We start from the raw sequence: 23,018 nt of genomic DNA, 5'->3' as shown, positions 1-23,018 counted from the left end.
AACGTGTGCTTTTCATCATCCAGCACATTTCTAACTGACGGACGGCTAATTCGTATGTCCAGAATTCTTAATCATTATATCATATTACCAACCAATGTGATTATCCGTTTTTGGTAAAGTAATTCTATCAGCTTGTAAGTCCGAGAACGCTTGATTTAATATTTCAAACGCTTGTTGTAACTCTTCCCTTTTAATGACTAATGGTGGCTGGAAACGCAATATATTTCCTCTCAAGCTAATCATAATGGCTCCTAACTCAAAGATGCGATAAATTAATTTGTTAGTTGCCTCATTATCCGGTTCACCTTTTGTATTAACGATATCAATTCCGCCATTTAAACCATATAAACGAACATCCCCAATGAAAGCATAACGTTTAGCAGCCGTTTCAAAAAAATGCTTGGCTAATTGACCAAGTTGTCGAGAGCGTTCAACTAGGTTTTCCTCTTCAATAACGTCTAAAGTAGCCAATGCAGCAGCAGATGTTACCGGATTTCCAGCCGTTGTATAAACGTTCGCAGGTGCTCCCAGACTACTCATGATTTCTTTACGACCAATAACAGCACTAAGTGGTAATCCACTGGCGATGGATTTCCCAACACTCATCAAATCTGGTGCTATTCCAAAATGGTCAATAGACCACATCTTACCAGTTCTGCCTAATCCTTGATTAACCTCATCAACAGCAAAAACAATTCCATGCTCACGTGTAAATTCATAAACTAGTTCCATGTAGCGTTGTGGTGCTTTAATGATGCCCCCGTCTCCTTGGATTGGTTCGATAATTACTAAAGCAACTTCATCAGCTGGTAAATAAGTCTCAAATGGCAATTTAAAATCTTTAAATAAACGTTCTGAAAAGTCATCATCGGTTTCTCCCTTTATACGTTGAGTTTGATCTGGGTAAGGAACCTTCACGATATTTGGTAGAAGTGGTCCAATTTTTCTGGTCATATTTAGACTCACGGCTGAAATTGAAATAGAACCATAAGTTGACCCATGATAAGCACCTGTAAAACTAACAACGTATTGTCGACCAGTATATCCACGTGCAAATTTAATAATAGCATCATTAGCATCAGAACCCGAATTTCCAAATGCTACTTGCTTATCAAAATCACCTGGTGCAACAGCAGTTAAACGCTTGGATAATTTTGCAGTAGCAGTATTAGCAAAATACGCTGGTGTATATTGAATTAACTTTTGAGCCTGGTTTGTAATGGCTTCGACTACCTTAGGATGTGAATGACCAGTGTTAGTGGCACTTGCACTAGCTAATAGATCAATATAGTCATGACCATCAGCATCTGTAATGATTGCACCTTGACCATGATCAATTACAATATCAAAATACTTAACTCGCGTTGCATCTGCCAAGTGAACTTTTTCTTCATCTAAAATCTCTTTGTTTTTTGACATATTAACAACTTTCATAATCTTGTTTTAAATTTGTGTACAAGAAAAGCCCTGCAATTCAGGACTTTTTTGGCAATTATTTTTGAGACAATTTGCTATGTTTAGAACCGTAAAAAGCATAAATAATTAAGCCAAGTACGAACCAACCAAAAGCATAAATTTTTGCTTGGTTGTCTAATTCATAAAAGATAAATCCTGATCCTAATGCTGCCAATGCTGGCATTACTGGATAGAATGGCATCTTGAATCCTGGTTCTTGAATGTCTTTTCCTTCACGAGGGCGTAATGCGTAGATACCCAGTGAAACAATAATAAAGGCAATCAATGTCCCCGCAGAAATTAATCCAGCTAATTCTGTGAAGCTAAATACTGAACCAATTAGAATAGCAATAACAGATAATACTAACAATGCATTATTAGGCAAACCTTTATCATTAACTTTTCCTAAGAAACTTGGTAGCAATCCATCACGACCAAATGCATAAAGTAAACGTGAGCCAGCAAGCATCATACCAATAATGGCTGTAAACATACCAACCAACGCCACTACGGACAATAGGTTAGATGTAAATTCATGTCCAGAATGCAATAACGCCCATGCTGCTGGGGCTGCGTTATTTGCATACTTTGTATAATGGAACATACCAACCAATACAAGCGCAACTGTCACAAATAGTATTGTAGCAATGATTAAAGAACCAATAATACCACGAGGCATTGTCTTTTTAGGATCTTTTGCTTCAGCTGAACTAGCAGCAATTGAATCAAATCCAATGTAAGCTAAGAAAATTTGTGAAGCACCGGCAAATATACCGGACCAACCACCAAAATCAGTTCCTGCCTTATGAGCAGGGATAAATGGTACGTAATTACCAGGGTGAATAGCTGTTAAGCCGACACCGATAAAAATCAAAATAACTAACACTTTACCCACAACTAATACATTTTCAACGCGAGCTGTTGTGTTGGTACCGCGCCATAACAGAACTGCTACAATTAAAACAGCAAATAGTGAAGCAATATCAATTACACCACCATTTCCTGCAGCAAATGAACCAGCCAAAGCCTTTGGCAATACTAAGTTATGTGAGCCAAGGAATAATTTGAAGTTTGCTGACCAACCTGAAGCCACGAAAGCGACAGCGATGAAATATTCCGCCAAAAGTGCCCAACCGGCAATCCAGCCAAACACTTCACCAAAGACAACGTTTGCCCAAGAATAAGCAGATCCGGCAAAAGGTAATGCCGAAGCAAACTCCGCATAAGCAAACGCAGCGAGCCCTGAAACAATTGCCGCAATTACGAATGAAATTGCAACCGCTGGTCCAGCATGGTTAGCTGCAACAATACCTGGTAAGGTAAAGATAGCTGTAGATACGATGGTTCCAATACCTAAAGCTAACATTTCTTTAACACCTAACGTCTTACGTAGGTGTCGATCACTAGTAGTGAAACTAGCAGGAGTGGCTTTATGCAACCATCCTGTTTTTGTTTTTGTTTCTGACATATGTTTATCCCTTCAACTCTATAAAAGTTACTTCAATATATTAACATTTTCTAATTTTATTGTCAACGTTTCCCATATAAAGAATGATTATGCCAATCAAATTATTATTTTCGTTGGATTTTAATAATAAAATAAAGTTTTGATAAAGTTCAATCGAATAAAAAAACTGTTCCTCACTACATTTCCAAATTAAAAATGCTATTCCAAGCGGAATAGCATTTTTAATTTAAGCAAATACTGACGTTAAAATTAAAATAATAATCAAACCAGTCACGGAAATAATTGTTTCCAAAACAGTCCAAATTTGAAATGTTTGCTTAACTGATAAGTCGAAAAATTCTTTAAAAATCCAAAAGCCCGCATCGTTCACGTGTGAAGCTATTAATGACCCAGCACCAATAGCTAACGCCACGAATACTGGCAATAATGTGTTACCAGGGTTTGCGGCCAAAATACCCGTAACAATTCCTGCCGCAGTCATTCCAGCTACTGTAGCTGAGCCAACAGAAACTCGCAAGACTGCCGCAACAGCCCAAGCAAACAACACAATAGCAATCGGACTCATGGCACCACCGGCTTGGAAAATTGTCGCAATTTTGTCAGACAGCCCCGATGTAACCAAGACACCACGCAGGGCGCCACCACCACCAACAATTAACAAAATTCCAGCAACGGCTGACATTCCTTCGTTTAATGATTTCCCTACTTCAACCATGGTTTTCTTTTGCCAAATTCCCATTGTAAAAATAGCAAAAACTAGTGCGATTGTCATAGCTACTGCAGGACTAGCCACAAACTCAACAATTTGATCAATTGTATTTGGGTTCTTTGGCGTTACACCACCTGTATAAATCAGCTTATAAATTGTGGCAATAATCATAAATACTAATGGAAAAACAGAAGTTAGTACGGACAATCCGAACTTTGGTGTTGCATTTAAATCATACTTTTTAGCAGGACCAACTGCCTCAATTTCTGTTTTAAACTGAAAAGCATCAGGTGCGTATTTTTGTGCCAATTTAGTAAATGCTGGACCAGCCACAACTGCGGTAATTACCGATACAATCAAACCAAAAATCAACATCATTCCAATGTTAGCCCCTAAAGCTGAAGCAACAGCTGTTGGCGCCGGCTGTGGTGGCAAAAACCCTTGTGCCGAACTTAAGGCAGCTGTCATTGAGATACCTAAGTAAAGCAATGGTACGCCAGCTTCAATGGCTACAGCAAATACGATCGGAATTAACAACACCATACCAACACCAAAAATCATGGAGATACCAATAATAAATGATGCTATCAATACTGCCCATTGCAGACGCTTAACACCAAACCAATCAATCAGTGTCTTCGCAATACGATAAGATCCACCTGCATCAGCAACTAAACGTCCGATCATACCACCAAATATAAAGATAACTGAATTAGGACCAAGAATATTTCCTACTCCTTCACTACCAAGAACAGCATCTGGTATCTCCATTGGCTTCATACCTAGTAGCAAAGCTAAAATAAAAGCGGTAATAATAAGTGAAACAAATGTGTTTAATTTTAATTTGGCGATTAAAACCAGCAAAATTAGAATCGACACAACCAACATAACAAAATCCATCTACTTGTGTTAACGATCTTTGACCGTTATCTCCTTTTCATCACAACTACATTCTTCCCCGCTAGTATTAAATTATTTTGAGTGCTTTCTTTGATAATTAGCAATGTTTTGATACTCTGTCTGTAATTGACGAGATAGGCGAATAAATATTGGTGCAAGTTCTCTATATGCCTCAAAGTTTTTTGGCTCAGGCATATAGGTATTAGATGCGCCTACATATTTTTCAATTTCATATAAACTATCAATTTTCCCCAAAGCTTTTTGTGCCACAATAACCGCAGCCAATGCGCCGGATTCAAATGCTTCTGGTACAGTCACTGGCTGCTCGAAGATATCAGCAAACATCTGACGCCATAATGGTGAACGAGCAAAGCCACCAGTTGCTTGTATTGATTTCAAGCCACCAACAACTTCTTCAAGTGCCAAGCTCACCATAAACACATTAAATGTTATTCCTTCTAGCACGGCACGCAACATATGTGCACGAGTGTGACTATGATTAAGGCCAAAGAAAGAACCGCGAGCATTAGCATCCCAAATTGGCGCGCGCTCGCCGCCAAGATAGGGGTGGAAAATTAAACCCTCTGAACCAGCAGGAATGCGCTCAGCAATTTCTGTCAATAAATCATAAGAATCTTTCCCAAGCAAGGTCGCTGTGGATTTTTCAGCATCAAACATATTATCACGTGCCCAGCGGAATACATCACCACCATTATTAACTGGGCCACCTACCACCCAGTTGTCTTTATCCAAAGCATAAGTAAAAGTACGACCTTTAGGGTCAATAACTGGCTGGTCCGACACTACTCGAATAGCACCAGAAGTACCAATTGTAATGGCCGCCACACCAGGTTTAACAGCGTTTACACCTAGATTTGAAAGTGGCCCATCACCAGCACCATAGACAAAAGGTGTAGTAGCCGGAATACCAATAAGTGTGGCATACTTTTCAAGCATGTTGTCTTCATATTCATAAGGTTCTACAGGTAAAGGCAATTGTTCTTTTTTAACACCTGTAACTTCAAGCGCTTGCTCATCCCAATCCAAATTAAAGATATTAAATAGCCCAGTACCTGAAGCAATAGAAATATCCATTTTATTTGAACCAAAAAGTCGATGGAATAAGTACTCCTTAATTCCCAAGTAATGAGCAGCTTTATGATAAATGTCAGCGTGTTCCGACTTAAGCCATAATAGCTTCGATAAAGGTGCCATCGGATGAATAGGTGTTCCAGTATTTTTGTAGATTTGTTCACCAAGTCCATTTGCTTTTAATTCTTCGGTGTATTCTACTGCCCGTGTGTCGGCCCAAGTAATCGCACGTGTTAATGGCTTCCATTTTTCATCAAATGCAATTAACGAATGCATTGCCGAGCTAAATGATACAGCTGCAATTTTGTTCCCTTTACTCAAGTCCGCATCACGTACAACTTCTGCCAAAGCCGAAACCAATGCCTCAAAAAGCTCATTTAAGTCTTCTTCAGCCATATCTGGCAAATCACGATATAAAGCATAGCTCTTGTTTGCACTTGCTACCACTACATTTTCATCATCAAACAGAACAGCCTTTGTTGAGGTTGTGCCGATGTCGACTCCTACCATATATTCCATTTGTTTACCTCTAATCGATGTTAAGCGTTTAATATTTTCTATTTAAAACAGAAAAAGCCCCCTTAAGCGGGAGCTTTGTTCATAAAATTGAACAAGTGTTTTTAATTACTTTGCTGCGTCCATTGCGTGACCACCGAAGCCGTTACGCAAAGCTGAAACAACCTTACCAGTAAATGTGTCATCTTGCAATGAACGGTAACGCATTGCTAATGATAAGTAGATAACTGGTGCAGGTACGTCCAAGTCCAATGATTCTTGAACTGTCCACTTACCTTCACCTGAAGAATGCATACGACCAGCGATAGCATCCAAATGTGGATCCTTGGCGAATTGTTCTTCAGCCAATTCCATCAACCATGAACGGATTACTGATCCGTGGTTCCACAACTTTGAAACAGCTTCATAGTCGTAGTCAAATTGTGAGGCTTCCAATACTTCGAATCCTTCAGCAATTGCTTGCATCATACCGTATTCGATACCATTGTGAACCATCTTCAAATAGTGACCTGAGCCCAAACGGCCTGTGTACAAGTAACCATCTTCTTCAGAAATTGACTTAAACAAAGGTTCGATAACTTTCCAAGCTTCGGCATCATCGCCACCAATCATGAAGTTACCACCGTTACGAGCACCGTTCATTCCACCAGAAGTTCCGGCATCAAAGAACTTAATTCCAGCAGCAGATGTGCGCTTGTTTTGTTCCAAGTTGTCTTTATAGTTAGAGTTACCACCATCAATAATGATGTCGCCCTTGTCCATCTTCTCAATCAATGTATCGATTGTTGAGTTAGTTGGTACACCGGCTGGTACCATAACCCAAACTGCCTTTGGAGATGGCAACTTTGACAACATATCATCAATGTCAGAAGCAGCTTCAATTGATGCTGAATAGTCAGTTGCTTCCTTAACAAAGTCAGCGTTTAAATCAAACGCAACAACTTCGTGACCGTTATCAACGGCGTTTTTTACCAAGTTCAAGCCCATCTTACCAAGGCCGATCATCGCAAACTTCATGTCTACTTACCTCTTTGTTTTTTGAGTTTTTAATACACTATTATTATATGAAAATAATTTACACATTGCAACCATATTATTGAAAATTGTTTTCTAATCTTGTATTATTAGTTTATTGGAGCATTATAAAATGGCAAATAACATCATTGCTCAATTACGGGCACAAAGAAAACAATATAATACAACCGAACAAAAACTAATTGATTTCATCATTAATAACGTCAGCCAAGCGCGCGAAGCTAACATTCAAGAAATGTCTGAATTGTCTGGCGTTTCTACTGCCACTATTTCTCGTTTCGTCAAAAAGATTGGCTTGGAATCATTTCGTGAATTTTCTGTTTCATTAGCCAGCGCTGCCACCCAACTGTCAACATCTGTCGATTTATTTGGAGAAATAGCTGATACTGATGATACAATTGCGGTTGCTCAAAAAGTTTTTGGCGGAGCAGAGAACGCTTTAGCAGCGACTGTCAGTAATTTAACAGCACCCCAGCTAGAGGAGGCTACTATGGCCTTAATATCTGCTCGGCGCGTTGGTTTTTTTGGTATTGGTGGATCTTCTATTGTTGCTTTTAATGCCTACCACAAATTTCTGCGCACACCAATTGACGTTATCGCCCATCCAGATTATGATGTTCAATTAATGCAAGCAGTTAAACTCAATTCAAATGATACAGCAGTGGTTATTTCACATTCCGGTAGAAATAAGGATACACTGCTTATTGCAAAAAAGTTGCATGAACAACATGTTAAAATTATCGCAGTAACATCATTCAAAGATTCACCTTTAGCCAAATTAGCGAATATGGTTTTATTATCATTAGCTGAAGAAGTTAATTTTCGTAGTGAATCAATGAGTTCGTTGATTGCTCAACTGACCATTATTGATACGCTATTTACTTTAGTTGGTTCCCATTTATCGCAAGATACACAGAACGTTGTTGACACCATGCGCGATGTTATTGAAGAAACAAGATCACATTAAAAAGGAGCTCAATGAGCTCCTTTTTTTGATATTATTACTTTTCACATAGCATTCGCCACAAAAATACTGCTAATTTTTTCCGCCTTCACTGGCCTCAATGGCTTTATCCAAACCAGCTATATCCTGATTCATACTTCTAAAGTCAGCATTGTTAATAGGTAGATGTTGCAAAAAGTTATCAAAAACTTCTAAAGTACCATCCACATCTGTTGCTTCAAAATCCAAAACGTGACCAGCAAAGGTTAAATCATCTGACAAAAAGTGTAAATGCCACCCTGCTGCGGTTGGTCCGCCAAAAACTTTTGGTGCATAATATCCAACTAATGTACCAGTTATGTTGTCTGCTTTGAATTCAGGCTGCTGCTCAGCTACTTGTAACAAACTTGGATACGGTCTTTCTTGCTTGGTTACAATACGAACGTGAACGTGGGCAAACTCACCATGCATTTTTAAGGCAGAGAAAACGTTAAATAACTGCTCATCTTTCAAGTTCTGAGTCAAATTACTATATTTTATTTTTTTAAAAGGTAATTTTTGACTTGCCTCTGGTTGATCAAAATGTATTGATGCAAAAGGTAGTGTAGTTTGTTTATCAGTTATGTGGTGGACTTTTCCTGTACTATCAGCTTGATAGGCTTCCCCATTTAGAAAAATAGCTTCGCCGTTAAGACCCTCAAAAGTACCAATACCAGTGTCCCCATGTTCCAACATTTCAGCGACTGTTATTGTCCCTGACATTTGGCGCGCTACTAATTGTGCTAATGTACCATGTTGATATATTGTTGTCATGTTTTGCCTCACTTCTTACCTATCATTTTAAGTTTATCAGTATAATAATGCAAATAAACCAGAAAAATTGAGCAAATATTTAATTTGTTTCAGTATCACTAATCCTTTTTTTAAAGATACGTTCTAGTGGTAAGCTGATTAAAAATATTGTTGAAATAATGAACACGATTCCTACGACTTGAAACAACCTTAAGTGAACGTGTAAAAGTGTAACCGACAAAAGCGTCGCCACCATCGGTTCAATGGTAGATAATAAACTTGCTGTAGTAGGTTTTAATTGGCTCAGGCTCATAACATACAAAGCATATGGTAGTAATGTGCCAGCTATAATAACAAACAACATGATAATCCAGTCTTTGGTGCTCACCTGAGACGGCATATACCAAATAGGATGAAAAAAGTTCTCAGCTATTCCACCAACCAATAATCCCCAAGTAACTATAACCAAGGGTGGCTGTTTGTCAAGCAAAGGTTTTGGAATAAGTGTATACGCAGCTAAACCAAATGCAGACAGTATACCCCAAAATAAAGCTTTTGAGTTTACTACTAGCTGATTGATGTTGCCATTAGTAATTAACAAAAATACACCAGTTAGGGCAATCAGAATTGACCAAACATCTAATCGAGAAGGTAGCGTCCTCGTCGCTAAACTCAATAAAATAACAATAATAGTTGGACCAAGTGATTGCAGAATGGTCGCTGTTGCTGCGTCACCAAAGTATACAGATAAAAAGAAACTAGATTGTGCTAACAAAACACCAACGATGCCGTATAAAATAATTAGAACAACATCTTTTTTGTTCAACCATATTTCAAAAACCCGACGTCCTGAAAAACAAAATAATACAATTAACAAAATTATTCCTGACAAGGTCATTCTGACACCAACTAGCCACTCCGGATTAATATTTTGATTTCGAAATAAAATACTTGCCAATATGCCACTAATTCCAAATAAAATCGCACTTAAAACTCCACAAATTATGCTCTGCTTTTTCATCCCAATTGATCCCTTTCGAATACTAGTTATAATTTAGAATAACCTAATCGATGAGATTCGTACACCTACTTTGTCATTGTATTCTTTTTTTAATATAAAATAAGCTTTTTATATGTTACCAAATAGTGGTTTCATTAAAATTGGCGCAATGAGCGTAGAAAAAATAATCACCAAGATAAGCTCCCCTGAAACTGCAGCGCTAATTACTTGTGATGATAAACCTATCTGTGTAATGACTAACGCCATTTCCCCTCTCGATACCATACCCGCGCCGATAGCTTTTGAAGCTGTATTGTTCAAGCCAGACATTTTAGCTCCAATCCATGAACCAACAAATTTTGTGATAATCGCTAACAAAATAAATAAAACAATCGCTAAAATTTTATTGTTCAATTGTCCTATAGAAACATTCAATCCTATTGATCCAAAGAAAATGGGATAAAAAATCCACTGTCCAACCCGATTTGTATTTTCGAATATTTGATCCGCAATCGCTGTTTTCCTAAGAAAAATGCCGATAACAAAAGCAATTAATGGCAACAGACTACTTATATTGAAACCACCATTACCAATAAATACGGAAAATAATGTGACAGCTAGCAATGAAATAACATCATCAATTATGGCAGCTGACAATATTATTGCGCCAACTACTGATGTTAATTTTTTTTGCTCAGCTAAAACAGCTAATGTAATTGATATTGATGTGGCAGAAAAAACTATACCCGAAAACAAAGAAACTGCTACACTATATCCCATTAAAATAAACGCGATTGGAAATGCAATCACCGGAATAGCAACACCCATGATTGCTATCACTGATGAAGCTTTGACATATTTTTTCATTGTTTTCATGTCTGATGCCAATCCAGAACTTAGCATCAATATAAAAATACCAATTTCAGACAGCATATGAACTAAATTTGTGCTATGAACGATGTTTAAAAAGCTCATTCCCACGACGATGCCAGCAAGTAACTGACCTATAACCTCTGAAAGGCCCAGTTTTACAGCCACTTTCCCGAAAAATAGAGTTACTGTGATTAATAATAAAGCATTTATCATATCTTTTATTTCTCCTAAACAAAAAGAAAAAAGCTTCAAAAAATTAACTAGCTCCCCGACTAGTTAACTTCTTGAAGCTTTCGCCCAACCGTTAATAATTTATTATATTCAATACTAGCATGCTTTATCGTTGAACGCAATCAAGTCGACATCACATTTTCTCAACCGAATAGTTAATTTGACTTGATTCTGATTGTCAGTAGTAATCCAATAAGTGGCACAATGATAAACCAGCGACTTGTCATTAACAACGCATGTACAAATGAAGAATTGACATTAAATGCGGTGATTAGAATAGAAGCAACAACAACACTACCTGCTCCAATGACTTGACGCATCGTAGTAATAATCGCAGTACCATGACTAACTAAATTTTTGGGTAGTGCGTTATTTGCCGCAGTAATTGCGGGCATCATAATGAAAGCATTGCCACCTTCAAGTAACATAGCTGCTATCAAACACGCTATCCACGAAGCTGATCCTAAAGTACCCAAAATTGCATACCCTACAAGCATCATTGACATACCAATATAAACTAATTTTTTTAACCCAATTCTGTTGAGCATCGCCCCTGATCTTGGATTCAATTGACTTAGAAAGATTGCCGCAGGTACCATAAGTAGCCCTGACCACAATGGGCTAAAATGAAAAACCTTTTGATAAAACAAAGGCATCAAAACCGTTGCAATAATTAGTCCTGAATATGATAATCCCGTTAAAAACATAGCTGGAACATAGCCTCTATATCTGAGCACCGCTAAATCTAAAAACGGTTGAGGTGATTTTACTTGACGAACAATAAATATGACTAATAAACTAACACTAATTATTAAAATCAGCCACCACAAGAAGTTAATTCCAGAGGTTGGAATGATTGAAATGTCATACAAAATACCGCCAAATCCAAGCAAGGTTATAGCCGAAAACCAATCAAATTCAGATGGCTTCATAGTGTGCGTGTTTTCTATTTTATTTTGCAAAACAATAATCAAAATTAGCAATATGACAAAAAACAACATAAATAAAGCACGCCAAGAGATCCATTGCAGGACCAAGCCGGAAATAATTGGACCAACAGCTAATGCTGAACCCATAACTAAACCAACTACGCCCATAGCTACACCTCGTTGATTTTTATCAGTATTTTCCATGATTACACTTTGAAATGTCGGAAATAAAGCACCCACTGCTAAACCTTCTAGCAACCGACCGATAATAATACCGGTAAAATTGGGTGTAACCATAGCCAAAAAAGTTCCTAATAAAAAGAGGGCTACGATACCATTGAGTAATTTACGTAAGGACACATTATCCAAAAGCCAAGGACTTAGCGGCATGACTAATGTCATTGCAACCATAAAACCTGTTGTTAACCACTGAACCGTGCTCGCATTAACATTAAAACTTTTCATCAAAATCGGATAAGCCGTTGTCATAGTAGATTGACTAATCGACATGATAAATGCAATCGATAATAACGCAAGTGAAAATGGTGTTAGTTTTCTGATATTTTTAAACATCATCCCCCCTCAAACACTTATTTATATTCATTCTAATACAAATAAGCATAAAATTCAACTTTTGACGAATAATTTATAATGATATTATGTTCAAACGGTTGCATGCGCTAATTCTTACTTGATTTTGTTCACATCACCTGTTTTTTCAACAATCAACCTGACATAATTTCGTGCGCCAAGAGGCCCTTGGTGGACACCATCATCAGCGAACCAATCCGAATGTTTTTTTGCCAAACCATACCAGTCAATGATATGTAAATTTTTATAATCGTTATTAGCTTCCGCCAACATGTCATTGTTATCTTTCTGCCAAGGTTTGCTCTGTACTAAATTATTAATCCAATAAACCTGCCGCTTTGTACCAAAGGTTTTCATCATGCGATCCAAATCTTGCCTTCTAATCTCACCATTTGTTCCTAATCCTACCAAGATGTTTGGTGCCAACTCGTCGTTGCGAGCCATTTTTTTCACTAAATCCGGCGCTTCGTAGGCTTGGCGCCCCACCTTTGCATCGACCACTATCTTGGGATTAATTTCTTGGAGATATGGTGCCGAATCTAACATAACCGAATCACCAATAGCTGTAAATGACATATTCTTGAAGCTCATGTACTGTGCGGCATTTAAATCATATGTTGCAATGACTTTTTTATCAGCTTCCGACATGCTTTTATTGCTTGATTGCTTAGAGGAATGTTTAGCCGATTTTTGAGCGATTTGATTACTCTTTTCCACTGCCAATTTATTTTTGGACAATTTCTTTTGTAATTCAGTCTGTGGTTGCGGGTGCCCAGCATCTTGATTGGCTAATCCATGACCGATGAAAAGCAAAAAAATCAGTGCAGGCGTTAAAATTAAGAAAAATCGATTACGTGACTGTACCAACCAATGACCCAATTGGCGTAGTTTTTCTCCATTACGAAACAAATTTTCGACATAGCGGTAGCTCAATTCACTTAACAGTAAAACAATCGCAATTTCAATCAATATGTTCAAAACATTTGGCTGATAATGCGGGATAAATTTTTCATAAAACACAAAAACTGGTAATTGATATAAGTAGATACTATAGGAGCGTTCCCCTAAATAGTTTAAAAGTTTGTTATCTAATATTTTGGCATGCCAGGAAGCCGGATGAGCTGTTACAGCAACCAAAACAGTACTTGCTATAGTTAGCAAATACATTAATCCATAATAAGTCGCAGGATGTTGTCCATTCAACCATAATGTTCCCAATCCCCAAAGTAAAAAGGAACAGAGTCCTACAATATTAAGATAGTGTTTTACCTTGCTACTAACATGATTAGAAAGTTTAATCGAGGGCCAAACAAATGCTAGAGCTGTACCCAATAGAATAGCAAATAGTCGCGTATCCGTTCCATAATACACTCGATTAATCGCAGCAGGATCATACAAAACAGCCATTAATATCGCGCTAATTAATGAAAGCAAAATTAGTACTCTAGCAATATTTACTCGCTTCAAACCCAATCGTAAAACAGCCCAAACAACTAAGGGCCAAATGAAATAAAATTGCCCCTCTATCGAAAGTGACCATAAATGTGTGAAAGGCGAAGCACCACCAAATTGTTGAAAATACGACGACCCATGGCCGATTGCCCAAAAGTTAAAAACATACAATAAATTGGTTTCAACAGTAGGACGTAAATTGTAGATTAACTGGCGATCAAAAAGTAAAATCATCGCAGTCACTATCAACAACATGGCTACTAAAGCCGGATACAAACGCTTTATTCTACGCTTATAAAACTTAAAAATTGCAATCTTGTGATTGCGATCAAACTCTTGTATCAATTGATCGGTAATTAAATATCCTGAAATCACAAAAAAAAGCGGCACGCCAAACCAGCCACCGACAAATTTTGTGGGCATTAAGTGAAATAAAATAACACCAATGACGGCTAAAGCACGTAAGCCATCAAATCCCTTGATATAACGTCTTTTTGGACTTTCCATAATTTTGACCGTTATGTTCCCTCAATAATCTTAAATACACGAAATCTACATCATTTCTCTAATTTTACTTTTATTAACGTAACGTGTCAAATGTTTCAATATTATTTCTTAATTAATTGTTGTTCCTCGTTTTTCAAATGTATGTGGTAACGTAACTTGCATGTTATCAACCACTTCATTATTCATCAGTTTAGTTAACATACGCATTGCGACTGCACCAATATCGTACTTAGGTTGACCGATTGATGTTAAAGCAGGACGCGTCACAATTGCAAATTTTGTATCATTTGATGTGATGATTTCAAAATCTTCAGGAACTGACTTACTTTGATCGCGCATATAATTCATGATTCCTAATGCAACTTCATCATCATGAACAATAGCTGCTGTTGCATTAGTGGCAAAGATTTTATCGGCAATTTGATAGCCAGCAGAATAGTCCTGATGAGAGGCAAATAACAAATTCTCATCAAACTCTTTTCCGGCAGCTTCTAGACCTGCTTGGTAGCCAACTAAGCGATGTTGTTTGTTAATTGCATATTCCATTGGTCCGGTAACTAATGCCACACGTTCATGTCCATTTTTGACTACCATTTCAACCGCTTCTTTGGTAGCTGCAATATAGTCAATATTAACACTTGGCAAGACCTTTTCAGCATCAATAGAACCAGCTAAAACAACCGGTGCATCAACAGAGGAGATTGTCTTTAAAACTTCACGATCCAATTCATTGCCCATAAAAATAATGCCATCAACTTGCTTGCTGGCAAGGTTGTTAATAGCCATTGTTTCACGTACAGGATCTTCATCTGTATTTGTTAGCAAGACATCATAATGATACATATTAGCGACATCATCAATGCCTCGGGCCAGCTCTGAATAATACATATCTGTTACGTCTGGCATCACAACACCAATGGTAGTCGTCTTTTTTGAAGCCAGCCCACGTGCTACAGCATTTGGATGGTAACCTAATTCTTCAATCGCATCCAATACTTTACGTTTCGTAGATTCACGGACATTACTGTTGCCATTTACAACTCGCGATACTGTTGCTAGTGATACACCAACTCGACTAGCAACATCATAAATTGTAGCCGTTTGCTTTTTTTGCATAATTTATTCCTCTTTAATACATTTATTATTATTCTTTTTAGAAGTCATCTACACTATTATATCAAATCATAATTAAATTGCAAACGCTTACAACATTAATTATAAGTGTTTTCATCATTGTTTCACTTTGTTACAAGAAAAGATTCATCATGATGAAAGTGATACAATATATTTATATAAAATTTCACAGGAGTTAGTGTCATGAATGCAGAAAAAATCAGCGCATTAACTAGCTGGCTGACCAAACAAGAGTTGTCAGGCGCTATCATTACAAATTACCACAGTGTTGCCTATTTAAGCGGTTTTGAATCTGATCCAATAGAACGTGTTTTAGCGCTCGTTCTACTGGAAAATAGTGAACCTTTTTTGTTTGGACCAGCACTTGAAGTCAACAGTATGAAAGAAAGTGGCTGGCGCTATGCTGCTTTTGGCTACGAAGACCATGAAAATCCTTGGTTAAAATTGGCTGACCATATTAGAACATTAACCAACGGTAAAAAATTTGCCATTGAGGCCGATAATCTAACAGTTGCACGTCTTAACTTACTGCAAACTGCCTTTCCTGATGGCCAGTTTTCTATTGACATTACCGATCAAATTAATCAGCTTCGCCTAATCAAAACACCAGACGAAATAGCACATATGAAAGCTGCTGGTCGTGATGCTGATCGCGCCTTTGAAATTGGCTTTAACGCACTAGAGCGTGGTATATCAGAATTAGCTGTTGCCGCCGAATTAGAATATGAACTTAAAAAAGCAGGCGTATCTAGTATGAGTTTTGAAACACTAGTTCAATTTGGAGCCCACGCTGCTGATCCACATGGTTCAACATCAACAAATACACTCAATACTGGTGAAATGGCGTTGTTTGATTTAGGAACGATGACTGAAGGATATGCCTCAGATGCCACAAGGACAGTAGCTTTTGGAAACGTAAGCGACGAAGCCAAAAAGATACATGCTATTACACTCGAAGCACAACTCACAGCCCAATCGCAAGCTAAAATTGGTATGACAGCCAGCGAACTGGATGCCATCGCACGAAATATCATTACAAAAGCTGGCTATGGTCAATATTTTAATCATCGACTCGGACATGGCTTAGGCTCATCAGTACATGAGTTTCCTTCAATTATGGCGGGAAATGACATGATTCTTAAAGAAGGCATGGTATTTTCTATTGAACCTGGTATCTACGTTCCAGGTGTTGCAGGTGTCCGTATTGAAGATAGTGGTTATATGAGTAAAGAAGGTTTCATTCCTTATACTCACACATCCAAAGCACTACTACAATTCTGAAATAAATAAAAGACCAATGACTCAAGTCATTGGTCTTTTATTGTATAGCATTCATAATTGCTACAACCAGTATTGGTATCATTGTTATAACATTATTCAACATATGAACTGTAATACTATTTTTCAAATTACCAGTTTTTTTGTAAACATACGCAAGCACCATCCCCATACTAGCATATATTCCATAGCTCAAGGTGTCGGCGAGATTCGTGGGAATTGTATCCATATGTGGTAGTGCAAAAACTACTCCAGACAAAATAATATTTGCCCACCACCAACTTTTACGGAAAAAATAATTTAAAATAAGTCCACGAAAAACTAATTCTTCAACTACAGGTGCCAAAAACATAGCATAAATTACCATGGCAACCATTGGAACATTTAGATTTGAAGTTAGCTCATTGATAGCCTCCTGATTTTCAGTTGTTGTAACCCCTGTTAGTTGAGCCCGTAATTGAGCTAGTATCATCTCAATAGCTATCATGATAAACCACATACCAATTAGCCACCAAAAGCCACGCCAATTCCGAATATCTGGTTTAGCAAAAACTGGACCAGATACATTTTTTCTTAGTAGTCTATAGGCATAGAATCCGATACCGATATAAAAAATGAACATTATTGTGGCACACAATATTTGTAAAAGTATATTATCTGTTTTTGTAGCAAAAAGTAATGGTACCGGCGCAACCACTACTAAAACTAGAACAAAAGCAACATTAATTATTCTAAGTATTAGGGACTTCGGTCTCACTTCGTTTGTTGTTTCAAGCATCATCATCCTCATCATCTAATGTTACTTTTTTCTTCTGCCAATATAACCAAACAAAGCTCACATTAAAAGCAATGAATAAGAAAGCAACAAGTACTATCGTTATCCATAATGGCCAATGCTGATGATTACTTAACATAAATATCCAGAAAAAAAGTACGAAACTGATTATTGATATTACTACTCTTGCAATTAAATTACCCAATTTATTTTCCTGTATGTTCATTAATGAATTCCGCAACCGCGCCTTCATTATTTGTTTTTGACAATACCAAGTCAGCCATTTCTTTGATTTCCGGTTTAGCATTTGCCACGGCAACACCTACGCCTGCCGCTTTTATTTGAGCTGCATCATTCAAATTATCACCCAACGCAGCAACCTCGTTTCGTGGTATTCCCAGCATGTCAGCTAATTCTAATCCGGCCGAACCTTTGTCACTTCCCTTAGGATTGAACTCAACATAGCGATTGGAGCTGAATGTTGTCAATACCTTATCAGAAAGTTGAGCATTAACTGTGTCAGCAATTTTTTGCAATACATCTGGATCGCGATGTTCAAAAATAACTTTCATTATCGTTTTTTCATTCGATAGAAAATCTAAATTATCGTCGGCCATTTCTTGATATGGCACACTACGTTCTTTCATGTATTGTTCATCATTTTCCGAAATATTATAAATGAATAGTGTGTCTATCGTGTAGATGTGTGTATCAATGTCTGCTTGAATTTGGCCAAGAGAAAAAATTTTCTTGGCTAGTTCTAAATCCATGCCGTGTTGGACAATAATCTTTTCGCCACCATCTTCATGAATTTCCACAATTGCACCACCATTGTATGAAACCACGTACTGTTTGTTTTGCTTGTTTAAGCCCAGATCCTTTAATGTACCAAAAACAGACTTATAAGAACGCCCAGTATTAGGAACAAAATAGCCGCCATTCTTCACAAATTTTTGAACAGCAGTGATGTTTTGAGAATTAATCGTACCATCATCGTCGAGTAATGTTTCATCTAAATCTGAAAGAATCAATTTTATCATTATAATCTCCAATTATGTTTGTACATTCATTATAACAAAGCAGTTTATTTATTTAGATAATTTACCAATAAATTTTATCCGTGCTTGACACTGACCACATCGATAGCGTGCAGTTTGAAATCGGCGTTTCCGAATAATATCATGCCCATTTTCACAACGATATAACCACTGATACTTAGATGATTGTCTGCCACCAATATCAGGTGCATAGCGCATGCCGCCCACACGTACTAATAATTGTTTGAAATCGCTATCCTTATGTTGGTACCCTTGATGACTTAAATGTAGATGATAGTGTACCAATTCATGCTTGATAATTTTGTTAAAGTCTTCTAATGTAGACATTTTAGGATTGAATTCTAAATCATGTGTTTTCAAAAAATAGCGGCCACCTGTTGTTCGTAAATGACAATTGAATGTTGCATGGTGTTGAAATGGTCTATCAAAGTTATCAAGTGATATTTTTTCAACAAGATTTTGTAACTCGTTATCTGTCATTTTAACACATCGTTTCAATTAATATTTTAGCCAATCATACAAAAAGTCCCCAAACAAATAACAATGTGTGAGGACTTACTTTAACAAAAATATATAATGATTCAGAACAATGCCCGTAATCATTAAAGCGTATCTATATTGTAAATGTTTGTCAGTCCCATGAATGATACAAAGTATTTAAACATTTAATTTTGGTGTTCAACAATGTAGTCAACTGTCTGTTGCAACGTAACCAAATTTTCAGCATCATCATCAGAAATTTCGACATTAAACATATCTTCTACTTCTAATACCAGCTCAACAAAGTCGATAGAATCCGCATCGATATCTGTCAAAAAATTCAAATCCGGCGTAATGGTATCTCTTTTCACATTAAATCGTTCTGCAATTTCATCCGCCATCATATTATAAATTGCTTCTTTTTCCATTGCCATCAGTAATTACTCCCAGAATCTTTAATCTAAATAACCATTATACCATAACTTATTCATTAATTTGTGACTGCAATTCATTCTTAGCAGCTTGCAACTCATTCTTATGGTCCGCGATGTATGTTCGAATATCTGGCACTAGATTTTTTTCAATCATTTTTTTAATCTGTCCCATTGTATTAGCAACTGCATTAGCTTTAGCAGAACCGTGCGTTTTAACGACAGGCGCATTAACACCTAAGATTACTGCACCACCTGCTTCGTTATAGTCCAACTTCTTTTGAATATCTTTGAAAGCTGGTTTTAGCAAGAGACCGCCCATCTTACCACGAAGCCCGGTTTGCATGATAGCCTGCTTAATTTGCTTCAACATCATCAATGCAGTGCCTTCCGTGGCTTTCAATGCTGCATTACCCGAAAAGCCATCAGCTACCACTACGTCTGCAGTTCCTTCTAATAATTCACGTGCTTCAACATTACCCAAAAAATTAAAAGATTGTGAGTTTTTCATCAGCTGATGCGCTATTTTATGAACCTCATCCCCTTTATCCTCTTCTGCACCATTGTTCAATAAACGCACTCGTGCATCATTAATTCCTAAAACATGAGAAGCATAAAAGCTTCCTAATATTCCGTATTGATATAAATGTGAGGCTTTACTTTCAGCATTTGCACCTAAGTCCATAAATACAAATTGATCATTTTCACCAGCAAAACTTGGTAAAGCGGTGGCCAAAGCTGGACGGTCAACGCCTTTGATACGACCAATTAAGAAAATAGCACTTGATAGTAGGGCCCCCGTATTTCCAGCACTAAATAAAGCATCAGCTTCGCCAGCTTTAACAGCATTTGCGGCACGAACCATTGATGAGTCTTTTTTACGTCGCATTGCTTTAACCGGCTCATCGCCCATCTCAATAACTTCAGTTGTGGGAATTAGGGTAATATGTGACCAATCCTTTACCAATGGTTTAACCTGTTCACTTGTTCCAAAAAGTAAAAATTCAATATCTGGATAACGATCACGAGCTATTTCTACACCCTTGACTATTTCCATCGGTGCGTAATCGCCACCCATTGCATCTATTGCGATTTTCATGTTCTTTAAATGTGTTCAACTTAATATTAGCTGAACACGTTCCTTTCCATTTTTATCTCTATTCTTGCGCCAAAACTGCCTAATCTAATCTAAATGCCGATAATGCGCCATTGTTCTTGATAAGTAATCCACTAATACCTGATTCTCAGAGAACTTATCCCAACCGTCAGTACTAACCAGGCTAATTGCTTCTTGCTGAGCAACTTCCATCATTTTCAAGTCTTTAATCGGATCCCCAACTGCAAATTCTGGTACACCAGACTGTTTAGTTCCTAAAATATCGCCAGAACCGCGTAGTTCCAAGTCTTTTTGCGCTAGAATGAAACCATCTGTTGTTTCGACCATTGCATCAAGCCTAGCACGACCATAATCCGTCTTTGGATCTGCAACTAAAATCGTGTATGATTGTCTCGTACCACGACCAACTCGGCCACGTAATTGGTGTAATTGTGCCAATCCAAATCGATCTGCATCCATAATTAACATGATGCTAGCATTAGGTACATCAACACCCACTTCAATGACTGTAGTAGCAACTAAAACCTGAATTTTGTTTCTTTTAAAGTCGGCCATCAAAGCTTTTTTTTCGTCGTTCGAGAGCCGACCATGAAGTAAGCCAATTGTGTCATTTGGCAGCTCAAGTTGTAATGCTTCATACATTGCTTGCGCATTTTGCACATCTAATGCTTCTGACTCTTCAATCAAAGGCGTCACAACATATGCCTGCGCGCCCTCTGAAAGCTGCTGTTTAAGAAAATTAAGTGCCGAGTCAATTTGATTATGACTAATCTTTCGTGTCTGAATTTGTTTACGACCATTAGGTAGTTGATCAATTATTGATACATCCATTTCTCCATAAGCAGTAATGGATAAGGTACGAGGAATTGGCGTGGCCGTCATTGCTAGTATATCAGGATTCACACCATTTTCACGTAATTTTGCACGTTGATTGACACCAAATCGATGTTGTTCGTCAATCACTGCTAAACCCAGGTGATGAAACATTACATCCGGTTGTAACAACGCATGTGTACCAATCAAGATATCTATTGTTCCGTCAGCTAAATCTTCTAATAGTTGACGGCGAGCTGCAGCTTTCATACCACTAGTCAGTAATTCAATACGGATGTCAACGCCAGCTTTTTCAAACATTGAAGCTAAATTAATGGCATGTTGCTGAGCCAAAATTTCAGTTGGCGCCATCAATGCAGCTTGCATTCCTGCTGTGACAGCAGCATATAATGCAATTGCTGCAACAACTGTTTTACCAGAACCTACATCACCTTGTAATAAGCGATTCATGTGAACTGGACGTTTTTGATCTTGCAAAATTTCAGAAACAACTTTTTGTTGTGCTTCTGTCAATGTGAAAGGTAAACCAGCTTCAAATTTGTTTAGCGCTTTACTATCATAATTAATACCTTCACCGGAAAAGTTCTTATCAGCTAATTTGAGCAACTGCAATCTCATTTGAAATATAAAAAATTCCTCAAAAGCTATACTTCGGCGTGCCAATTTGGCTTGCTCCATGTCAACTGGAAAATGCATATTTTCAATTTGCGTATTTCTGTCCAGTAAACGGTATTTTTGACGAATTTTATCGGGAACTAATGAGCCAACTGTACCACGTACATCAGCCCACGCAATTTCTATCAAATGACGTATTGTTTTAGCGCTTATTTGTTTTGACGAAGGATAAATTGGATCTAGTTCATTGGAAGCCTTGGAAATCACTTTCATTCCTGTCAAGGATGCTTTAGCAGCGTCATAAGTACCATAAACAGCAACCTCTTGGCCAACCACGATATTTTGAGCAATCCATGGTTGATTAAAGAATGATACACGTACATTTTCATGCTCTATCATTAGTCCAAAACGTGTTTGAGATCGTTTGCCAAAACGATTTACAACAGCCGGTGTACTCACAATTCCCTTAAAAGTAGCCTTTTCACCATCTATTGTTTCAGAGGGTAGCCGTTCTCCTAAGTCTTCATAACGAAATGGAAAATAATTAATCAAATCCTCAATGGTAAAAATACCAATTTCATGTAACGCATCTAGGCGCTTAGGACCTACACCTGGCAAAATATTCACATTGTCATTTAGCATTATCATCTTGAATATTATAACATATAAAAAAGTACCAATAGCGTGGCAACATCAACAGAAGAGCAAGGTCATCTACATCATTTTCCGACGTCATTTAAAAAAATAGTTGGCTGTATTTGCTCGTCAATCGCTAACATTAATTCAATAGTTGAAAGACATTA

The 23,018-nt window shown here is 37.5% G+C and carries 20 protein-coding genes; 2 read left to right on the top strand and 18 right to left on the bottom strand.

The features are described from left to right. Nucleotides 1-84: 84 nt before the first annotated feature. The 5 genes from JNUCC76_RS02695 to gnd all read right to left on the bottom strand — a co-directional run bounded on the left by JNUCC76_RS02695 (nucleotide 85) and on the right by gnd (nucleotide 7,157). Nucleotides 85-1,419 (bottom strand): aspartate aminotransferase family protein, encoded by a 1,335-nt coding sequence (locus JNUCC76_RS02695; RefSeq protein ID WP_454155604.1) that lies wholly within the window; start codon nucleotides 1,417-1,419, stop codon nucleotides 85-87. Between the two features lie 73 nt (nucleotides 1,420-1,492). Continuing rightward, nucleotides 1,493-2,923, bottom strand: a complete 1,431-nt coding sequence (locus tag JNUCC76_RS02690; RefSeq protein ID WP_454155602.1) for an APC family permease — start codon at nucleotides 2,921-2,923, stop codon at nucleotides 1,493-1,495. Nucleotides 2,924-3,149: 226 nt separating this feature from the next. Beyond that, a complete protein-coding gene (locus JNUCC76_RS02685) occupies nucleotides 3,150-4,532 on the bottom strand; it encodes a gluconate:H+ symporter (RefSeq protein WP_454155600.1) in 1,383 nt (460 codons plus the stop codon). Nucleotides 4,533-4,604: 72 nt separating this feature from the next. Continuing rightward, complete coding sequence (gene gntK / locus JNUCC76_RS02680) at nucleotides 4,605-6,143, bottom strand: gluconokinase (RefSeq protein ID WP_454155599.1); 1,539 nt, start codon at nucleotides 6,141-6,143, stop codon at nucleotides 4,605-4,607. Nucleotides 6,144-6,248: 105 nt separating this feature from the next. Further along, entirely contained in the window at nucleotides 6,249-7,157 is a 909-nt protein-coding gene (gene gnd, locus JNUCC76_RS02675; RefSeq protein ID WP_454155598.1) for a phosphogluconate dehydrogenase (NAD(+)-dependent, decarboxylating), read from the bottom strand. A 130-nt stretch (nucleotides 7,158-7,287) separates the two neighbouring features. On the opposite strand from gnd, the gene JNUCC76_RS02670 reads away from it, so the two are divergent. Beyond that, the gene (locus JNUCC76_RS02670; RefSeq protein WP_454155596.1) at nucleotides 7,288-8,142 is read left to right on the top strand and encodes a MurR/RpiR family transcriptional regulator; all 855 of its coding nucleotides are present in this window, start codon (nucleotides 7,288-7,290) and stop codon (nucleotides 8,140-8,142) included. Between the two features lie 69 nt (nucleotides 8,143-8,211). Here the strand turns inward: JNUCC76_RS02670 and budA are convergent, their stop codons facing one another. From budA to ccpA, 6 genes are all read right to left on the bottom strand, one after another. Beyond that, entirely contained in the window at nucleotides 8,212-8,931 is a 720-nt protein-coding gene (budA, locus tag JNUCC76_RS02665) for an acetolactate decarboxylase (RefSeq protein WP_454155595.1), read from the bottom strand. A 79-nt stretch (nucleotides 8,932-9,010) separates the two neighbouring features. After that, a complete protein-coding gene (locus JNUCC76_RS02660; RefSeq protein ID WP_454155594.1) occupies nucleotides 9,011-9,931 on the bottom strand; it encodes an EamA family transporter in 921 nt (306 codons plus the stop codon). 108 nt (nucleotides 9,932-10,039) lie between these two features. Further along, complete coding sequence (locus JNUCC76_RS02655) at nucleotides 10,040-10,996, bottom strand: cation:proton antiporter (protein ID WP_454155592.1); 957 nt, start codon at nucleotides 10,994-10,996, stop codon at nucleotides 10,040-10,042. A 173-nt stretch (nucleotides 10,997-11,169) separates the two neighbouring features. Then, entirely contained in the window at nucleotides 11,170-12,516 is a 1,347-nt protein-coding gene (locus tag JNUCC76_RS02650) for an MFS transporter (protein WP_454155591.1), read from the bottom strand. 114 nt (nucleotides 12,517-12,630) lie between these two features. Beyond that, nucleotides 12,631-14,493: an acyltransferase family protein gene (locus JNUCC76_RS02645; protein ID WP_454155589.1), complete on the bottom strand. Its 1,863-nt coding sequence runs from the start codon at nucleotides 14,491-14,493 to the stop codon at nucleotides 12,631-12,633. Between the two features lie 108 nt (nucleotides 14,494-14,601). After that, nucleotides 14,602-15,609, bottom strand: a complete 1,008-nt coding sequence (gene ccpA, locus JNUCC76_RS02640; RefSeq protein ID WP_454155587.1) for a catabolite control protein A — start codon at nucleotides 15,607-15,609, stop codon at nucleotides 14,602-14,604. Nucleotides 15,610-15,810: 201 nt separating this feature from the next. On the opposite strand from ccpA, the gene JNUCC76_RS02635 reads away from it, so the two are divergent. Continuing rightward, nucleotides 15,811-16,908: an aminopeptidase P family protein gene (locus JNUCC76_RS02635; RefSeq protein WP_454155585.1), complete on the top strand. Its 1,098-nt coding sequence runs from the start codon at nucleotides 15,811-15,813 to the stop codon at nucleotides 16,906-16,908. A gap of 37 nt (nucleotides 16,909-16,945) precedes the next feature. Here the strand turns inward: JNUCC76_RS02635 and JNUCC76_RS02630 are convergent, their stop codons facing one another. The 7 genes from JNUCC76_RS02630 to recG all read right to left on the bottom strand — a co-directional run bounded on the left by JNUCC76_RS02630 (nucleotide 16,946) and on the right by recG (nucleotide 22,863). Continuing rightward, nucleotides 16,946-17,683, bottom strand: a complete 738-nt coding sequence (locus JNUCC76_RS02630) for a CPBP family intramembrane glutamic endopeptidase (protein WP_454155584.1) — start codon at nucleotides 17,681-17,683, stop codon at nucleotides 16,946-16,948. Beyond that, nucleotides 17,676-17,906 (bottom strand): hypothetical protein, encoded by a 231-nt coding sequence (locus tag JNUCC76_RS02625; RefSeq protein ID WP_454155583.1) that lies wholly within the window; start codon nucleotides 17,904-17,906, stop codon nucleotides 17,676-17,678. The genes JNUCC76_RS02630 and JNUCC76_RS02625 overlap by 8 nt, the downstream gene beginning before the upstream one ends. Then, the gene (locus JNUCC76_RS02620) at nucleotides 17,887-18,720 is read right to left on the bottom strand and encodes a Cof-type HAD-IIB family hydrolase (protein WP_454155581.1); all 834 of its coding nucleotides are present in this window, start codon (nucleotides 18,718-18,720) and stop codon (nucleotides 17,887-17,889) included. Before JNUCC76_RS02620 ends, JNUCC76_RS02625 begins: the two co-directional genes overlap by 20 nt. 48 nt (nucleotides 18,721-18,768) lie before the next feature. Continuing rightward, the gene (locus JNUCC76_RS02615) at nucleotides 18,769-19,218 is read right to left on the bottom strand and encodes a SprT family protein (protein WP_454155579.1); all 450 of its coding nucleotides are present in this window, start codon (nucleotides 19,216-19,218) and stop codon (nucleotides 18,769-18,771) included. A gap of 185 nt (nucleotides 19,219-19,403) precedes the next feature. Further along, nucleotides 19,404-19,652 (bottom strand): acyl carrier protein, encoded by a 249-nt coding sequence (gene acpP / locus JNUCC76_RS02610; RefSeq protein ID WP_010284595.1) that lies wholly within the window; start codon nucleotides 19,650-19,652, stop codon nucleotides 19,404-19,406. Between the two features lie 49 nt (nucleotides 19,653-19,701). Then, nucleotides 19,702-20,748 carry a phosphate acyltransferase PlsX gene (gene plsX / locus JNUCC76_RS02605; RefSeq protein ID WP_454155576.1) on the bottom strand — a complete coding sequence of 349 codons (1,047 nt, stop codon included), beginning with the start codon at nucleotides 20,746-20,748 and terminating at the stop codon, nucleotides 19,702-19,704. Between the two features lie 84 nt (nucleotides 20,749-20,832). Then, nucleotides 20,833-22,863 carry an ATP-dependent DNA helicase RecG gene (recG, locus tag JNUCC76_RS02600; RefSeq protein ID WP_454155574.1) on the bottom strand — a complete coding sequence of 677 codons (2,031 nt, stop codon included), beginning with the start codon at nucleotides 22,861-22,863 and terminating at the stop codon, nucleotides 20,833-20,835. Between the last annotated feature and the right edge of the window lie 155 nt (nucleotides 22,864-23,018).

This window comes from Leuconostoc sp. JNUCC 76 (assembly GCF_053667755.1).
This window is presented reverse-complemented; position numbering and strand designations above follow the sequence as displayed.

Bases quoted from the DNA above. Each gene is read 5' to 3' on its own strand.
- JNUCC76_RS02685 (WP_454155600.1), bottom strand. From the start codon at position 4,532: ATGGATTTTGTTATGTTGGTTGTGTCGATTCTAATTTTGCTGGTTTTA.
- JNUCC76_RS02670 (WP_454155596.1), top strand. From the start codon at position 7,288: ATGGCAAATAACATCATTGCTCAATTACGGGCACAAAGAAAACAATAT.
- budA (WP_454155595.1), bottom strand. From the start codon at position 8,931: ATGACAACAATATATCAACATGGTACATTAGCACAATTAGTAGCGCGC.
- JNUCC76_RS02695 (WP_454155604.1), bottom strand. From the start codon at position 1,419: ATGTCAAAAAACAAAGAGATTTTAGATGAAGAAAAAGTTCACTTGGCA.
- recG (WP_454155574.1), bottom strand. From the start codon at position 22,863: ATGATAATGCTAAATGACAATGTGAATATTTTGCCAGGTGTAGGTCCT.
- gntK (WP_454155599.1), bottom strand. From the start codon at position 6,143: ATGGAATATATGGTAGGAGTCGACATCGGCACAACCTCAACAAAGGCT.
- JNUCC76_RS02620 (WP_454155581.1), bottom strand. From the start codon at position 18,720: ATGATAAAATTGATTCTTTCAGATTTAGATGAAACATTACTCGACGAT.
- JNUCC76_RS02630 (WP_454155584.1), bottom strand. From the start codon at position 17,683: ATGCTTGAAACAACAAACGAAGTGAGACCGAAGTCCCTAATACTTAGA.
- JNUCC76_RS02615 (WP_454155579.1), bottom strand. From the start codon at position 19,218: ATGACAGATAACGAGTTACAAAATCTTGTTGAAAAAATATCACTTGAT.
- gnd (WP_454155598.1), bottom strand. From the start codon at position 7,157: ATGAAGTTTGCGATGATCGGCCTTGGTAAGATGGGCTTGAACTTGGTA.
- JNUCC76_RS02635 (WP_454155585.1), top strand. From the start codon at position 15,811: ATGAATGCAGAAAAAATCAGCGCATTAACTAGCTGGCTGACCAAACAA.
- JNUCC76_RS02660 (WP_454155594.1), bottom strand. From the start codon at position 9,931: ATGAAAAAGCAGAGCATAATTTGTGGAGTTTTAAGTGCGATTTTATTT.
- JNUCC76_RS02645 (WP_454155589.1), bottom strand. From the start codon at position 14,493: ATGGAAAGTCCAAAAAGACGTTATATCAAGGGATTTGATGGCTTACGT.
- ccpA (WP_454155587.1), bottom strand. From the start codon at position 15,609: ATGCAAAAAAAGCAAACGGCTACAATTTATGATGTTGCTAGTCGAGTT.
- acpP (WP_010284595.1), bottom strand. From the start codon at position 19,652: ATGGCAATGGAAAAAGAAGCAATTTATAATATGATGGCGGATGAAATT.
- JNUCC76_RS02655 (WP_454155592.1), bottom strand. From the start codon at position 10,996: ATGATAAATGCTTTATTATTAATCACAGTAACTCTATTTTTCGGGAAA.
- JNUCC76_RS02690 (WP_454155602.1), bottom strand. From the start codon at position 2,923: ATGTCAGAAACAAAAACAAAAACAGGATGGTTGCATAAAGCCACTCCT.
- JNUCC76_RS02625 (WP_454155583.1), bottom strand. From the start codon at position 17,906: ATGAACATACAGGAAAATAAATTGGGTAATTTAATTGCAAGAGTAGTA.
- JNUCC76_RS02650 (WP_454155591.1), bottom strand. From the start codon at position 12,516: ATGTTTAAAAATATCAGAAAACTAACACCATTTTCACTTGCGTTATTA.
- plsX (WP_454155576.1), bottom strand. From the start codon at position 20,748: ATGAAAATCGCAATAGATGCAATGGGTGGCGATTACGCACCGATGGAA.